The following is a 16,563-nucleotide window of genomic DNA, read 5'->3' as shown; positions in this document are numbered from 1 at the left end:
ATTGAGGAAGCGGTATGGGAAAAGTCTACCAGGTATTACTGATTGAAGATGATGAGCGTGATGCAGAGCTGATCGAGATAGAGCTGAAAAAGCTCAAAATCGAAATTGAGCTTGAGATCATCCACCAAAGGAAACAGCTGGAAGACCGGCTTGAAAACAGCCCGCCCGACCTGATTGTCAGTGACTACAACCTCCCCTCCTTTAACGCGATCCAGGCCCTGAAACTCGTAAGAGAGAAAGATCCGCACCTGCCCTTTATCCTGGTTTCAGGATATATCGGGGAGGAGAAAGCGGTCGATGCGATGCTGGAGGGCACCTCCGACTACGCCATGAAAAGCAACCTGGACCGGCTTGGCCCTGCCATAAAACGAGAACTTACCAACTATGAGGAACAGAAAAAAAAGACCCGGCAGCTGGCCCTGACCCGCGAGCGGTACGAGTCGCTGGTTCAGTCCGTGGACGGCATCGTATGGGAAGCTGATGCCGACACCTTTCAATTCTTTTATGTCAGTCCACAGTCCAAAGACCTGCTGGGCTACAGCCCGGAACAGTGGTTGCATGATCCCGACTTTTGGAAGTCCCATATCCACCCAAAAGATCGGAGCCGGGTTATAGACTTTTGCCGGAACAAGACGCAACAAGGGGAAAACCACAGGTTTGAGTACCGGATGATCTCCGCCGACCAGGAGGTGGTGTGGCTGCGAGACTACGTAACCGTTGAAACCAAGCGGGGCGAGCCCGACCGGCTGCGGGGCTTTATGGTGGATATCACCAATGAAAAAAAAGCTGAAAAGCAGCGCGACAAAGCCTATCAGATTGCCGATATCGGTCACTGGGAACTGGACCTGGTGCACCAGCAGCTGCACTGGTCGAATACCGTCAGGAGGCTGCACGAGGTGCCGTCAGATTATGAGCCCGATCTTGACACCGCCATTGATTTTTACAAAGCGGGCGAACATCGTCAGAACATCACCGAGGCCGTGGAGCAGGCGATCCAAACCGGCCGACCGTTTGATGAAGAACTGAAGATCGTCACCGCCGCCGGCAATGAAAAGTGGGTACGTGTAGTCGGCGAAACGGAATTTCGAAACGGGCAGTGCGCACGCATTTACGGCAGCACGCAGGATATCACCCGCCGGAAAGAGGCCGAACAAAAACTGCGTGAGGTGGTGGAGCACAGCACCAACATGTTTTACCGGCACGATACTGACCATCTGCTTACCTACGTCAGCCCGCAGTCGGAGCAGTTCCTGGGTTATTCCCCTGAGGAAGCCAAACAGCAGTGGACGGAGTTTGTGACAGATCATCCCATCAATGAGGAGGGATTCCGCCATACCCAGAAAGCGATTGAAACCGGGCAGGTCCAGCCCGCATTCCCCTTGCAGCTACAGAAGAAAAACGGGGAGATAATATGGGTACGGGTCAACGAGGCTCCACTTACTGAAGATGGGGAAACCGTGGCCATCGTCGGCTCACTGACCGATATCACCGAGCAGAAAAAGTATGAGCAAAAACTACAGGAAAGCCTGGAGCGCTACGACTACGCCACCCGGGCCACCTCTGATGCGATCTGGGACTGGGACCTGCAGGAGAATACCGTGTTTTGGGGCAGCGGATTTGAAAGCCTGTTTGGGTATGATCTGAATAATCTGTCTGGGGACAGTTCATCATGGACTGAGCACATTCACCCGGAAGACAGGGAGTGGGTATACAAAAGTATAAAAGAAACCATTGAGGGGGACGAGCAAAACTGGTTTGAGGAATACCGGTATATGAAAGCCGACGGCAGCTTCGCATACGTAGAGGACCGCGGTTTCGTCATCCGGGATGACAACGGAAAGGCCACACGCATGATCGGGGCCATGCGTGATGTTACGGAAGAGAAAAAGGCCAAACAGCAGATTAAAGATGTGAATAAGAAGCTGGAGACCGCCCAGCAGATCGCCAAACTGGGATACTGGGAGATGAATGTGAACACCGAAGAGATCTACTGGTCAGACCAGACCTACAACATTTTCGGGCTGAACCCGGACGAAGACACCGTAGATCTTGAAACCGTGCTCCATCATATCCACCCCGACGAATACCGTGAGGTTGTGGAACAAAATGAACAAGCTATTGAAAACCGGGAATCGCTCAATCTGGAGCACCGTATTATGCTGGCTGACGGTTCGGTGAAGTGGATCCAGGTAATAGGAAATTTTGATGACCCGGATAATGGCGCGCCGGTCATGGAAGGAACTATTCAGGATATTACCCAAAAGAAAAAGCTGGAGAGACTCCTCCAGCAGGCCCACAAAATGGCGCGGATCGGGGCCTGGGAGGTGGACCTGAAGACCGAAGAGATTCTTTGGACGTCTATGACGAGGGAAATCCATGAAATTGATGATCCCAATTTTGCGCCCGACCTGGAAACCGGTATTACCTTTTATAAAAAAGGTGAAAGCCGGGAGACGATACGCCGGGTGGTGCAACGAGCCATTACAGAGGGTATCCCCTGGGATGAAGAGCTTCAGATTGTGACCGCAAAGGGTAATGAGCGCTGGGTTCGCACCAAAGGCGAACCACATTTGGTGAACGGGGAATGCCTGCGCCTGTACGGCAGCTTCCAGGATATCCACGACCGCAAAGAGGCCGAGCAGAAGCTGCAGCACGTGGCTGATAATATCCCGGGAGCTATTTTCCAGTACCGCCTGTATCCCGACGGGACGGATGAGCTGATGTACCTGAGCAAGGGCGCAAAGGAACTTTGGGGGATTTCACCTGAAATGGGAATGCAGCACAACGAGCTTATCTGGGACCAGCTCCCGGAAGCGGATTACCAGCAGGTTAAACAATCTATCGCCGATTCTGCCGAAGCCATGGCCCACTGGAACGCCCAGTGGAGGAGCCGGCACCCGGAAAAGGGAATCCGCTGGCATGAGGGCAACGGTATTCCCCGCAAGCTGCCGGACGGAAGCATCGTGTGGGACTCCATCATCCTGGATATCACCGAACAGAAACAGGCGGAGCAACAGATTACCAAGATCAACAATAAATTAAAGTTAGCCCAGGAGATCGCCAGCCTGGGGTACTGGGAACTGGACCTTGAGACCGGCAATGTCTATTGGTCGGAGCAATCGTATAAAATTTGGGAATTCGACCCGAAAGAAGTGCAACTGACTACAGATCTTGTTTTTGACCGGATGCATCCCGACGATCGGGAATATTTCAGGAAGCAGCATGAGAAAACTCTGGAGACCGGCCAGCCGCTGGACCTGGAGCATCGCATCTTGCTACCGGATGGTACTGTAAAATGGATACATGTGCTGGGAGAACTTAAAACATCAGCACAGGGACGGCCAATAGCAATGGAGGGAACAGCCCAGGATATAACGAAAGAGAAAGAAGCCCAAATACAGCTTGAGAAAGCATACCAGGAAAACGAGACCATTCTGGAAAGCATCGGGGATGCCTTTTTTGCTGTAGATGAGAACTGGATTGTCACCTACTGGAACAAGGAAGCTGAGCAGATCCTGGATAAACCCAAAGAGGAGATCATCGGTAAAAACCTGTGGGAGGAATATGATGATGCCGTTGATCTCGACTTCTATACCCAATATCACAAGGCTGTTAATGAAAATGTATCTGTTAGTTTTGAAGAGTACTATCCCGGCGTTGAGAAATGGTTTGAAGTCAGTGCCTATCCTTCTAAAACGGGCCTTTCGGTATATTTCAGGGATATCACCGACAAGAAAAAAAGAGTAGAAAAAATACGCCAGGTCAATGAGCGGTTCGAGAAGGTAACCGAAGCCACCAACGATGCCATTTGGGATTTTGATGTCGCTGAAGGGGAATTGTTCTGGGGCCGGGGTTTTGAAACCCTGTTTAGATACGACCTGGAAGAGACCAATCCCACGCTGGATTTTCTGATTAATCTAATCCACCCCGAAGACCGCGGTGAGATTGTGCAAAAAATTGAAGAATATATGCAACCCGGCACAAAAACCGATTGGTATGAAGAATATCGGTTCAAAAAGGCTGATGGCAGTTATGCCCCGGTCATGGATCGCGCCGTATTCATCCGGGACGACCGTGGAGAGGTCACACGCGTGGTTGGCGCCATGACCGACCTGACCCGCCAGAAGAAAAACGAGGAAGCCCTCAGGCAGCTCAACCGGGAGCTGGAAAAGCACGCCGAAGAGCTGGCCGCCTCCAACGCCGAGCTGGAGCAATTCGCCTACGTGGCCTCCCACGACCTGCAGGAGCCGCTCCGCATGGTCTCAAGCTTTCTGAAACGGCTGGAGAAAAAGTACGGTGACCAGCTTGACGAGAAAGCCCGCCAATATATCGATTTTGCGGTGGACGGGGCCGGGCGCATGCGGCAGATTATCCTGGACCTGTTGAACTACTCAAGAGTGGGACAACATGAGTTTGAACGACAGAATCTTTGCCTGGAGGAGTTGCTCAATGAGATCCTGAAGCTGGAACACCGGGCGATTGAAGAGAGCGGTGCAACCGTCGAATGGGATCCGCTTCCCGAGATTCGGGCCGCCGAAACCCCGGTCCAGCAGGTATTCCAGAACCTGATCAGGAACGCCATAAAGTATCGAAGGCCGGAATGCGAGCCGGAAATTCATATCAGCGGGGAAGAGACCGGCACGCACTGGAAATTTTCAGTTTCCGACAACGGCATCGGCATCCGAGAAGAGTTCCAGGAGAATATTTTCAACATTTTCCAGCGGCTGCATACCCAGGAGGAGTACTCCGGCACCGGCATCGGGCTGGCAGTGAGTAAAAAAATTGTGGAAAAACACGGCGGGGAGATCTGGGTGGAGTCGGAAGAGGGCGAAGGCAGCACTTTTTACTTTACCATAGCGAAAGAATGATAATAGCATAAATAATCCTCCAGGGGTTTGGAACCCTTGGAGGGTTATGACTATTATGTTGTTGTGCCAACAAGTATTCTGGATTAAAATCATCTTTTTGAAATGGCTTTTACCGCGATCAGCAAGTTCGAAGTGCGAAACAATATGGAGGACGAGGTGCGGGAGGCCTTCCGCAACCGGCCGCACCTGGTAGATGATGCCGAGGGGTTTAAAGGCCTGAATGTGCTGAATCCCCGGGAAAATCCGGCGGAATTCTGGCTGATCACGCACTGGGAGACGGAACAGGATTTCCATCACTGGCACAGGCACCACCGAAGCGAGGCCCACAAGGGGATCCCAAAAGGATTAAAGCTGGTGAAACGCAGCTTTGAGCTCCGCTTTTTTGATCATATTACCTCTTAAGGTATGTCCCCATGAAAAAATACAGCGATCTTATAGCGCAGCTGGAAGAGCAAAAGCAGCCGCTGGCCGAGCGTATCACCGCACTGCAGTTTAAAAACAACCCGATGCTGGAAGAGCGTTATGGGCAGGAGGGCCGAGACCGGTGCCGCGAGGATGCAATATATCACCTTGAATACCTGGTTGAGGCGCTGCGGGTGCAGAGTCCCGGGATTTTCAACCATTACCTGGAGTGGGCCCACCACATGCTCAGTGCCCGCAACATTCCGCTGAGCGATCTGGCGGAAAATGTCGGGTACATCAAACAGGCGGTCCGTGAAAAGCTGCCGGAGGAAGATCTGTCGCCGGCGGTTGATTACCTGGATTCGGGGATCAACCACCTTAAAGATATTAACCCGCACAATGAAACCCATCTGAAGCCTGACAATCCGTTGGTTGAAGAAGCCCGGGAGTACCTCAACCTCTTGCTGAATTCCAAACGACAGCGGGCCGCGGAACTGGTGGACGAGCTCGTGGATCGGGGCGTATCGGTTTCGGATATCTATGAGCACATATTCCAGGCTACGCAGTACGAGGTGGGCGTGCTCTGGCAGCGCAACGAAATTACCGTGGCCCACGAGCACTACTGCACCGCGGCCACGCAGCTGATTATGTCGCGCCTGTACCCGTTGATTTTTTCCGGTCAAAAGAAGGGCTCGCGCCTGGTGGCCTGCTCGGTCGCCAGCGAGTTGCACGAGATCGGTATCCGCATGGTGTCCGACTTTTTCGAGATGGACGGCTGGGACACCTACTACATGGGCAGCAACATGCCGGACCGCCACCTGATGCAGTCGATCCGCGAGCACGAGGCCGATCTGCTGGCGATATCGGTAACGCTGCCACTGCATATCGGCAAGGTGGAGCAGCTGGTGGACGACATCAGGAGCCGAAGCGAATTTGATCACCTCAAGATCATGGCCGGAGGGTATCCCTTTACCGTGGTTCCGGACCTGTGGGAGAGGATCGGGGCTGATGCCACCGCCCGAACTGCCCGCCAGGCCGTTTCAAAAGCAAATAAGCTGGTGAACTGATATGAATATCGACACCCATGAGATCAAAAACGGGCTCTGCCTGGTCTGCAGCCGGGAGGGACAGATTCTGCGGGTGCCGTTCGACGACCTGGAGATGGTGCCGAAGGACCGCCTGCCTGCGCAGTTTTCCGATATCATCGACCGGGAAAGTATCGGCAAGGCGGCCGACTTCTGGGAGGAAATCCTCGACAACGAGTTCGTCTTTGACTACCAGCTGTATGTGAGACAGGATGAGGAGCCGGTGCCGCTGCATTTTTCAGCAGCCACGTTTAACGGGCAAGTCTGGATTATCGCCGCGGCCAACGACGAGATGCTGGAGAAGATGCTGGATGAAATGATGCTGATCAACAACGAGCAGCAGAACAGGATTCGCCGAACAGAGAAAAAGCTGAGCAAGCTGGAGCAGTACCGTCCCGACCCCTCGCTCGACACCTACGATGAAATATCAAAGGTGAATAACGAACTGATCAACGTCCAGCGGCAGCTGATGAAGCAGAACAGGGAGATTTCAAACCTGAATGAACAGCTCAACCGCAGCAACCGGGAGCTGGAACATTTTGCCTATGCGGTATCCCACGACCTGAAAGAGCCGCTCCGAATGATCCGCTCATTCATGCGGCTGCTGGAAAAAAAGTACGGCGACGAACTCGACGAAAAGGCCCGGGAATATATTCACTACGCGGTGGACGGGGCCGAAAGGATGAACGCGATGATCAGCAGCCTGCTGGAGTACTCCCGGGTCGGGCGGAAAAACAGGGAGGCTGAGGAGGTGGATCTCAATAAGGTGGTGGATAAAGTCACCAGGCTGAACCGCTCGGTGATTGAGGAGCACGGCGGCGCGGTGAAGTGCGCAGACCTGCCGGTAGTTGTTGGGCAGGAGGTGCCGCTGCAGCAGCTCTTCAACAACCTGGTTTCCAACGCGCTTAAGTATCGAAAAGCGGGAACAGCCCCGGTTGTTGAGATCAGGTTTAAGGAGAGGCCGAAGGAGTGGCTTTTCTCGGTTTCCGATAACGGCCGGGGAATCGCCCCCGAGTATCACGAGACCATTTTTGACCTCTTTCAGCGTGTTGAAAGTGCAGCAGAAGAGGAGACCGGAACCGGCATGGGGCTGGCGATCTGCAAGAAGATCGTGGAGCACCATGGCGGAGAGATCTGGGTGGAGTCGGAACCCGGCGAAGGAAGCACCTTCTATTTTACCATCGCGAAAGAATGATAATGCCAATACCAACCCTCCAGGGGTTTGAGACCCCTGGAGGGTAAAGCCATATGTGCGGATATATATTTAACTATTAGAATCAGTGGGCTGCAGCGTGATTTGTTTCTACGATCATGACAATATGAAGCATACGGAAGATGTATTACAGTTTGTGATCGAGTGTTGTTACCACAAAAATTCGTTACGTAGCGAAACCAGGTAATGGGGAACACTACATCCCCCAAACCCCCTTCGAAGGGGGAAATTCGTGCAGGTATTTTAGTTCGCGTTCAAATTTGAAGATGGCAGCCTATAAATAAATTATGAGCATTATGTTCCAACAAGCAAGAACATTCCCCCTTCCCAAAAGGGGCTAGGGGGATTTGCCAGAAATTGGAACAGGGTCTAGACACATAAAATGAGATCGGAAAACTACCACCTTATATCCTTCTACACCTCCTTCAAAGGAGGAAGATTCTTGCTTAATTAGAGCACAGTACATGTAATCTGAAGAAGGCAACAGAAGAAATGAATGTTTCACAGTAATTCATAAGCAAACAAGTTCCCCCTTCCAAAGGGGGTTAGGGGGATTTAGCGATAGATATCTTTGGCAAGTACCATAAAATAGATTTCCATAATTTGAAAAATGACTTGCCGCGCACCCGCTCGGGGAGCTTACGAAACGGGCACTACATCCCCCAAAACCCCTTCGAAGGGGGAGTAATTAGCTATTATTGGAATATGGGTTTTATTAAGTACAATCCAAAGCTAAAAGAACGAGCACGGGAGCTGCGCAAGAACAGTACTCCATCAGAGGTTGAACTGTGGAAAGGACTGCGAGCAGGTAAGATGCTTGGATATACGTTTAATCGTCAAAAGCCATTAAATAATTATATCGTGGATTTTTACAATAAGTCATTGAAACTTGTAATCGAAATAGATGGCGATAGCCATGACGAAAAGCAAGTGTACGATAAAAAGCGCCAGAAAAAATTAGAGTCTTTGGGCTGCACTGTTATCCGATTTAACGACGATGATGTGATGAAACATACTGACGGTGTTTTGTACAAAATTGAACAAACGATCAAGAAATTAGAAAAAGATAAGAACATTCCCCCTTCCAAAGGGGGTTAGGGGGATTTAGCGATAGTGAACCCTGGCAAGTACTGTGAAGATAGATTTCCAGCATGTAACAAATAAGCCTGCCGGGAAACCGCTCGGGGAGCTTGTAAAACAGGCACTACATCCCCCTGCCCCCCCCCAAAGGGGGATTTCGTGCGGGTATTTTAGTTTGTGATCTAATTTGAAGGTGGCAGCGAATAAAATTCAGACTTTTAAAAAGTCTCAGATTAACCCAATACCATGTTGAGTGACTACTGGAACAAATACAAAACCCATATCTATGCCAACTGTACCGACCCGGAGGCCCGGCGCAATTCGGTGTACTACTGGCAAAACCGGATGTTTGCGGCCTCGGCGATCTATATTATCCCGCTGAGCCTGGTGGCTGTTATTCCGGGCCTCTACATGGCCTACAAAATGGATCTCAAGCCGCTGCTGCTGGTCGACTTTATCGCGATAAGCACGGTTCTCAGTATCGCTTTTCTTCCAAGAATTTCAGTCTTTACGCGCAAAATACTTTTTAACGGCGTGCTGTACCTGGTCTCGGTTGTGCTGCTTCACTACCTGGGGTCCAGCGGGCCGGGCCTGCTCTACCTGCTCGGCATCTCTGTCTTCGTGGTCCTGAGCCTCGACCGCGTGTACGGGTTGATCATGCTGGCCCTCAATACCCTCATCTGCATCTATTTTGCGCTGGCTATCCACTACGGCTTTGCCAGCACGGTGATTCTGTCGGAATACCAGCTGGATGCCTGGATTGCGATCTCCGCCAACCTCGTATTCCTCAGCGGCACCGCGGTGCTGTTGATTCCCAAGTTGTTCGAGGGGTTGCAGTCTGCTTTTGACGAGCAGGAGGAGCTGAGGAGAGAGCTGGAGGATACCGTGGATGACCTGAACGCCAAAAACGAGGAGCTGGACCGGTTTTCCTACATCGTGTCGCACGATCTCAAGGAACCGCTCCGCATGGTGCGCAGCTTTATGGAGCTGCTGGAAAAAAAGTATGGTGACCGGCTGGACGACAAGGCGCACAGCTATATCCACTACGCCACAGACGGGGCCGACCGCATGAGTACCCGCATCAACGACCTGCTGGAATATTCTCGAATCGGGCGGAAGTACACCTCCTTTGAAGTGGTTGACTTGAACGCCGTCCTCGAGGAAGTGACCGGCTTTCTCGATGCTGAAATTAAAGAAACCGGCGCCCGGGTCACCGTTCCCGACCTGCCATCGATCAAGGCGGTGCCGGTGGCGATAAAAATGCTGTTTCAAAACCTGATGGCCAACGCCCTGAAATACCAGCCGGCGGGTCAGCGCCCGATCCTTGAGATAGCGTACCGCGAGGAGGAGAAGCACTGGCAGTTTTCGGTGTCCGACAACGGCATCGGGATCGACCCGGAATACCACGAGCAGATTTTTGCCGTATTCAAACGCCTCCATACCGCCGAAGAGTACGGGGGGAGCGGCATGGGACTGGCGATCTGCAAAAAGGTGGCAGAGCAGCACGGCGGCGATATATGGGTGGAGTCAGGGAAAGGAAACGGAAGTGTATTTCACTTTACCATTCGTAAATGGTAAGTTATGCAACTTATAAGAGAAAAAAATATTTCCAATAGAAACGAAAGCACAGAGGCTTTATTCAATAGAGGAAGGATTGAGAACGGTCCCCGCTAATGGGATCACAACCTGTTGAGCGTACAACAATTTAGGATACAGCTGTCGAAGCGTGGCTGAGGTGCTGTTACCATCATATAGAATTAATTTCCGGCAATTATTATGGAACCGATACACATTTTACTGGTGGAGGACAACCAGGGCGATATTGTGCTCACCACCGAAGCGTTGGAAGAGGGACAGATAAGCAACTCACTGTCAATAGTACGGGATGGATGGGAGGCGATTCAATACCTGGACCAAAAGGAGGGGTATGAAGATGCAACCCCGCCCGACCTGGTGTTGCTGGATATCAATCTGCCCAAGATTAACGGGCACGAGGTGCTGAAGCACATAAAAAGCAGCCCGGAGCTAAAACAGATTCCCGTGGTGATGCTGACCACTTCGTCCGACCAGGTGGATATCAAAAAATCGTATGAAAATCACACCAACTGCTACATCACCAAGCCGGTGGATATGGATAATTTCATGAAGGTGATTTCATCTATCGAGGATTTCTGGATCTCCATCGTCCAGCTTCCGACTAAAGTAAGATAGCGTAACAAGTATGGCAGCGTTAGAAAAGGAAATTCGGCTTTTGGTCATAGAGGACAATCCCGGTGACTATTTCCTGATCCAGGAATACCTGCTGGAGAAAATCGAGGAACCTCACCTGAAGCACGTAACCACTCTTGCGCAAACAGAAAATGCCCTGGAGGATCACCTTTACGATGCGATCCTGCTCGACCTTGCGCTGCCGGATGCCAGCGGGGAATCCTTGGTACAGCAGGTGGTGGCGATGTCGAAGGATATCCCCGTCATTGTACTTACCGGGTATGAAAATGAGGCATTTGGCCTTAAAACCCTGGGTATGGGTATCGCAGACTACCTGCTGAAAGATGAGCTGACGCCCTTTTTGCTGTACAAAAGCATCTCGTACAGTATCGAGCGGAATCGCGTTAACCGTTCGCTAAAAAAATCGGAAAAGAAGTACCGGGAGATTTTCAACCTGTCGCCCCAGCCGATGTGGGTATATGACCTGGAAACGCTGGCATTCCTGGATGTCAATCAGGCCGCCACCGATCACTACGGCTACAGCAGGCAGGAGTTCCTGGAGATGACGCTCGAAGATATACGCCCCAAAGAAAAAATACCCGACCTTATTGAAGCGGTGGAGCTGTCGCGCGGCAGGGATCAGTTTTTTTATGAGGGGGTGTTCCAGCACCTGACGAAAAGCGGGAAGCTGCTGGATGTAAAAATCAAAAGCAATATCATAGAGTACCAGGGGCGCAAAGCCGAAATGGTACTGGCGGAAGATATCACGGATCAGCTAAAAGCCGAGCGCGAACTGAAGCTCAGCGAGCAGAAGTTCAAGGCCCTGGTCCAGGAGGGAGCGGATATCATCTCCATTCTCGATTCAAAGGGCCGGTACAAGTACTCCAGTCCCAACCACCGGCAGATTACCGGCTGGACCCCCGGTGAGCTGAGCGGGACAGAGGCCGCCGATTATATTCACCCGGAAGATTTAGACGCCCTCTACGAGGCATTTGAGACCCTGGAACACAACCAGAGCAAGCAGCTGCAGCCGTTTCGGTTCCGCCACAAGGAGGAAGGGTGGATCTGGTTTGAATGCGTGGTTTCCGACTTGACAGACGATCCCGCCATCGGTGGATATATCATCAATACCAACGATATCACGGAGCAAAAATACTACCGGGATCTTGAAAAGCTGGAACGCGACGTGCTGGAGATGAATGTCCGCGGCGAGGATACCATCCGGGATATCGCCCGTGAATTTATCCTGGGTATCGAGCAGCTTCATCCCAGGGGCATCTGCTCCATAATGCAGCTAAAAGAGGGGGCGCTCTGCAACTTTGCTTCTCCCGGTCTCCACGATGGATTTCTTGAGGCCATTAATGGAGTACCAATTGGACCGGACATCGGGACCTGCGGGGCGGCCGCCTTTAACAAAGAGCTTGTTATCACGGAAAACATATTCGAAGATCCAAACTGGAAAGCATTTGCTGATATCGCAAAAAAATATAATCTGAGCTCTTGTTGGTCGCAGCCGGTTACCAACAACCAGCAGGAGGTGGTGGCCACTTTTGCCGTCTATTACCGGGAGCCCAATACCCCGAACGAGCTTGAACTGAATACGATCAAGCGGGCAACGCATATCCTCAGGATGCTGTTTGAAAGTTTTGAAAAGAAAAAGACGGAGCGGCAGCTGGCTCTTAGCGAGCAGCGGTTCCGCTCGCTGGTGCAGGACGGCTCCGACCTGATTGCGATCCTGGATCAAGAAGGCACCTACAAATATGTTGCGCCCTCCTCCATCCCGGCGTTGGGGATCTCCCCGGAAGAGTTTACAGGCACCAACGCCCTCGACTATATCCACGAGAATGATCGGGAGCGTATCGCCGAGATAATCGAGAACCTGCCGAGCAGGGAGCGGGCGGAGATCAAGCCCTTTCGATTCAGAAATGCCGGCGGCGAGTGGCGATGGGTGGAGACGATCATCACCAACATGCTGGAAAACCCGGCGGTCGAGGGTTTTGTGGCAAACTCGCGGGATGTGACAGAACGGATCGAGCGCCAGCAAAAATTAAAAGAGAGTGTACACCGGTATGAAATCGTCGCAAAGGCCACCAGCGATACCATCTGGGACCTGGACCTTGAGGAAGATACCATCCGCTATAACAGGAATATCTACAGCATGTTTGGATATGCCAGGCAGGAGGTCAAGAAGGTGGGGGAATGGTGGCGCCAAAACTTACACCCGGAAGACCGGGAAAAAGTGCTGAACCAGATCGAGAAGACGCTGGCGGCAAACAGGAACCGGTTCCAGCTGGAATACCGGTTTCAATGTGCCGACGGCAGCTACAAGGATATTTACGACCGCGCATTTGTGGTGACCGACGACAAGGGGGAGCCGGTCCGCATCATCGGGGCGATGCAGGACGTGACCGAGCAGAAGGAGGAAAAAAGGTGGCTCAAGCTGTTTGAGTCGGCTGTGGCAACCACCAGCGAATCAGTGGTGATTATTGAGGCGGAGCCCACCGATCTGCCCGGCCGGAAAATACTGTATGTCAATGACGCCTTTTCGAAAATGACCGGGTACTCCAGGGAGGAGGCGACCGGCAATACCCTGCATATCCTGAATGGTCCCGAAACCAGTCAGGCGAAGCGCGACAAGCTGAGGGAAGCGATGGAACGGTGGGAATCCTGCGAAACGGAATTCATTAACTACACGAAAGAGGGAGAAAAGTTCTGGATTCATGTTTCAATGGCCCCCGTAAAAGAAAAAGATGGGGAATACAGCCACTGGGTGTGCGTGGGCCGGGATGTCACCAACCGGCGGCAGCGGGAGCGGGAGCTGAAGGTTTCGCTGGCCGAAAAGGAAACCCTGCTATTGGAGATCCATCACCGGGTCAAGAACAACCTGGCCGTGGTCTCCGGCATGATGCAGCTGCAGGCGTTCGGTGAAGAGGATGAGCGGGTTCGCCAAAAATTGATCGAGAGCGTCAGCCGGATCCAGACGATGGCCTCGATCCACGAGTTGCTCTACCAGTCCGAAAGTTTTTCCAGGCTGAGTCTGGATGAAAATATTGAGCAGCTTGTTTCTACAATCATCGATACAGTCCAGGTTGCGATAGACCTGGATGTGTCGTATAAGCTGGATCCGGTCATACTCAATATCAACCAGGCGATTCCCTGCTCTCTTATTGTGAATGAAGTGGTCACCAACGCGCTGCAGCATGCATTTAATGGAAGAGATATCGGCCAATTATGGATCGATCTTGATGAGAAGAAGGATCGCATCGAGGTCAGGATAAAAGACAACGGCAGGGGACTGCCCGACAATTTTGGCACCATTTCCCTTGATAACTCCCTCGGCCTGAAGCTGATTGACACCCTGGCTACCCAGCTGGATGGAACGTATTCGTATAAAACGCAGGAACCGGGTGCCCTGTTTACCCTCTCCTTTGAAAAGGCGGAGGTGAAAGGAGTCGGTAATGTACACCTGAAATGAGCGGGCCACTACTGCTTTGACCCCGGGGTTGTCCTTCGGGAATAATACCCCCCTGCAACGCTTTGAACCTTCCGGCGTAATTCCTACCTTCCGCCCGTTGACCTCTCATGTTAACGAACGGCAGCGCAGGCCGGGAAAGCGCGCAGCGACCCGGTCACGGCAGAGTCGATGAGATGTGGTCATTCGGTCAGCACAAAACAGATAAATAACAGCTATTCAAAGTATGATCAGATACGCGATACAAAACATCTTTAAAAAGATAGAAAGCCGGTGGGGCGTCGAGAGTTACCGGCACCTGGCCGTTATTCTGTGTGTGTTTTTGATCTCCGGGTTGACGGCTTTATATGTGCGAAAACTCGCTTTTGCGTGGCTGGAGTTTGGCCGGCAAACCCCGCTGTGGGAAGAAGCCCTGGTGTGGGTCGTTTTTGTGATCCCCTCCTATAATATCGTGCTGCTGTTATACAGTTCTGCGGTGGGTCAGTTCGATTTTTTCTGGCGGTTTCAGCGAGACAACTACCTGCGCATCAAGGACCTGGTAACGCAATTTTCGACGAGGAAATGAAATGGCCTCCCCGGACCAGCCTGCATTTATTACCAGTAAATTTAACTTGATTCTCGTTGGAAATACGGACAAGTGTACTTAGCTCTTAAAAAGTAAAGCATCACAGGTTGGGTTGTTGAGTTATTGAAGACTACTGCCATGAGAAAGGGACAATCTTGATCTTTTGAGCAAGCCACTCTCTTAATTACTTCTCGTGTTCAAGAAGAATATTTGGGGTGTAAAACGAGCTAAAGATACAGTTCCGTACTTCATCCCGGGGGTTTAAATTCGTACCTTCGGTATGCCCCTGGCATTATGACAATGGAGCTTTGGAGAACCAGTAACTTTTTCAAAACTCTTTAAGGGACCTTTGCGGAACCTGCTATTTTGCTGGGAGGTAGTTGTACTACCGACCCTGGTGATCTTTTAACGGGAGTACAACGCCCTCAGAACGAGGAATTGAGGGTTGTGCAAAGCCCTCTTTAAAATAATTTCCAATTAACCCACAGTTTACAGCAAGGTATTCTATGCGTCTTGAAACGAAAGCGATCCATGCCGGACTCGATGTACTGAAGGAATCCAAAGCGGTAGTTCCGCCGCTGCAGACGAGCACTATTTTTGAACACGATAAAGAGGGGCACAAGCCCGGTGACCTGACCTATACCCGGGCCCAAAATCCGAACCGGGCCCAGCTTGAAGTGCTGATCACGGATTTGGAGGAAGGGGCTGCCACCGCCACCTTTGCCTCCGGGGTAGCGGCAGCGGCGGCCGTCTTCCAGGCACTTGAGCCCGGTAACCACGTGATCATGCCGCAGGATGTCTATCACGGCAACCGTCTGTTGATCAAGCAGTTGATGAGCCGGTGGGGCCTGCAGGCCGATTATGTGGACACGACGGATCTCAACAAGATAGAGGAGGCGATTAACAAGCAAACAAAATTGATCTGGCTCGAGACCCCCTCCAATCCGCTGCTGCTGGTTACCGATATCCCGGCAGTCTCGGAGCTGGCCGGAGAGCACAATATTTCGGTTTGCGTGGATAATACCTGGCCGACGCCGGTCAACCAGCTGCCGCTGGAGCTTGGGGCGGATCTCTCCCTGCACTCCACCACAAAATATTTTGGAGGACACAGCGACATCCTGGGCGGGGCCGTCGTGGCCAGGCGGGAGGACTCCTTTTTTGAACGGATCCGCAGTATCCAGATCACCGCCGGGGCCGTACCCTCCCCGAGGGATTGCTGGCTGCTCTCCCGCAGCATCCGAACCCTGCCCTACCGCATGCGGGGACACAACGAAAATGCAATGAGGGTGGCTAAATTCCTGCAGGGCCATGCAAACGTTGAGAGGGTGTTTTATCCCGGCCTGGAAAGTGACCCGGGCCACGAGATCGCCCGCAACCAGATGAGCGGTTTTGGAGGGATGGTCTCGTTCCTGTACCGCGGAACCCGGGAAGAAACCATACAGGCAGTAGGGCGTTCTATGCTGATAATGCGGGCTACCAGCCTGGGGGGCGTGGAAAGTACGTGGGAGCATCGCCGCAGCAGCGAGGGTGACGACTCAACGACCCCACAAAACCTCGTGCGCATCAGCGTGGGACTGGAGCACCCGGAAGACCTTTTGGAAGACCTGGCACAGGCGCTGGGTTAACAGGGCAGACTGGCTAACTAACCAGCTTTCCTTGTTCCCTTTTTG

Annotated in this window: 10 protein-coding genes; all 10 read left to right on the top strand. The window is 52.1% G+C overall.

Features of this window, described 5'->3' with window-relative positions:
• Positions 1-14: 14 nt before the first annotated feature.
• Positions 15-4,868 (top strand): PAS domain-containing protein, encoded by a 4,854-nt coding sequence (locus tag ACG2E4_RS09020; protein ID WP_395276330.1) that lies wholly within the window; start codon positions 15-17, stop codon positions 4,866-4,868.
• Between the two features lie 102 nt (positions 4,869-4,970).
• Entirely contained in the window at positions 4,971-5,270 is a 300-nt protein-coding gene (locus ACG2E4_RS09015) for an antibiotic biosynthesis monooxygenase family protein (protein ID WP_395276329.1), read from the top strand.
• Between the two features lie 11 nt (positions 5,271-5,281).
• Complete coding sequence (locus tag ACG2E4_RS09010; RefSeq protein ID WP_395276328.1) at positions 5,282-6,337, top strand: cobalamin-dependent protein; 1,056 nt, start codon at positions 5,282-5,284, stop codon at positions 6,335-6,337.
• Position 6,338: 1 nt separating this feature from the next.
• Positions 6,339-7,550 carry an ATP-binding protein gene (locus ACG2E4_RS09005; RefSeq protein ID WP_395276327.1) on the top strand — a complete coding sequence of 404 codons (1,212 nt, stop codon included), beginning with the start codon at positions 6,339-6,341 and terminating at the stop codon, positions 7,548-7,550.
• Positions 7,551-8,273: 723 nt separating this feature from the next.
• Positions 8,274-8,666, top strand: a complete 393-nt coding sequence (locus tag ACG2E4_RS09000; RefSeq protein WP_395276326.1) for an endonuclease domain-containing protein — start codon at positions 8,274-8,276, stop codon at positions 8,664-8,666.
• 228 nt (positions 8,667-8,894) lie between these two features.
• On the top strand, positions 8,895-10,226 hold the full coding sequence (locus ACG2E4_RS08995) for an ATP-binding protein (RefSeq protein WP_395261345.1): 1,332 nt from the start codon (positions 8,895-8,897) through the stop codon (positions 10,224-10,226).
• Positions 10,227-10,424: 198 nt separating this feature from the next.
• Entirely contained in the window at positions 10,425-10,859 is a 435-nt protein-coding gene (locus ACG2E4_RS08990; protein WP_395261344.1) for a response regulator, read from the top strand.
• A gap of 10 nt (positions 10,860-10,869) precedes the next feature.
• A complete protein-coding gene (locus ACG2E4_RS08985; protein ID WP_395276325.1) occupies positions 10,870-14,331 on the top strand; it encodes a PAS domain S-box protein in 3,462 nt (1,153 codons plus the stop codon).
• 223 nt (positions 14,332-14,554) lie between these two features.
• Entirely contained in the window at positions 14,555-14,893 is a 339-nt protein-coding gene (locus ACG2E4_RS08980) for a DUF6787 family protein (protein ID WP_395276324.1), read from the top strand.
• A 506-nt stretch (positions 14,894-15,399) separates the two neighbouring features.
• Entirely contained in the window at positions 15,400-16,518 is a 1,119-nt protein-coding gene (locus tag ACG2E4_RS08975) for a trans-sulfuration enzyme family protein (protein WP_395276323.1), read from the top strand.
• The last annotated feature ends 45 nt before the right edge of the window (positions 16,519-16,563 follow it).

Origin of the sequence: Halalkalibaculum sp. DA384 (assembly GCF_043951955.1) — a bacterium.
Lineage (GTDB): Bacteria > Bacteroidota > Rhodothermia > Balneolales > Balneolaceae > JAMQKA01.
This window is presented reverse-complemented; position numbering and strand designations above follow the sequence as displayed.

Excerpts from the sequence above, each read along its gene's own strand:
- ACG2E4_RS09020 (WP_395276330.1), top strand. The coding sequence starts at position 15 with ATGGGAAAAGTCTACCAGGTATTACTGATTGAAGATGATGAGCGTGAT.
- ACG2E4_RS09015 (WP_395276329.1), top strand. The coding sequence starts at position 4,971 with ATGGCTTTTACCGCGATCAGCAAGTTCGAAGTGCGAAACAATATGGAG.
- ACG2E4_RS09010 (WP_395276328.1), top strand. The coding sequence starts at position 5,282 with ATGAAAAAATACAGCGATCTTATAGCGCAGCTGGAAGAGCAAAAGCAG.
- ACG2E4_RS09005 (WP_395276327.1), top strand. The coding sequence starts at position 6,339 with ATGAATATCGACACCCATGAGATCAAAAACGGGCTCTGCCTGGTCTGC.
- ACG2E4_RS09000 (WP_395276326.1), top strand. The coding sequence starts at position 8,274 with ATGGGTTTTATTAAGTACAATCCAAAGCTAAAAGAACGAGCACGGGAG.
- ACG2E4_RS08995 (WP_395261345.1), top strand. The coding sequence starts at position 8,895 with ATGTTGAGTGACTACTGGAACAAATACAAAACCCATATCTATGCCAAC.
- ACG2E4_RS08990 (WP_395261344.1), top strand. The coding sequence starts at position 10,425 with ATGGAACCGATACACATTTTACTGGTGGAGGACAACCAGGGCGATATT.
- ACG2E4_RS08985 (WP_395276325.1), top strand. The coding sequence starts at position 10,870 with ATGGCAGCGTTAGAAAAGGAAATTCGGCTTTTGGTCATAGAGGACAAT.
- ACG2E4_RS08980 (WP_395276324.1), top strand. The coding sequence starts at position 14,555 with ATGATCAGATACGCGATACAAAACATCTTTAAAAAGATAGAAAGCCGG.
- ACG2E4_RS08975 (WP_395276323.1), top strand. The coding sequence starts at position 15,400 with ATGCGTCTTGAAACGAAAGCGATCCATGCCGGACTCGATGTACTGAAG.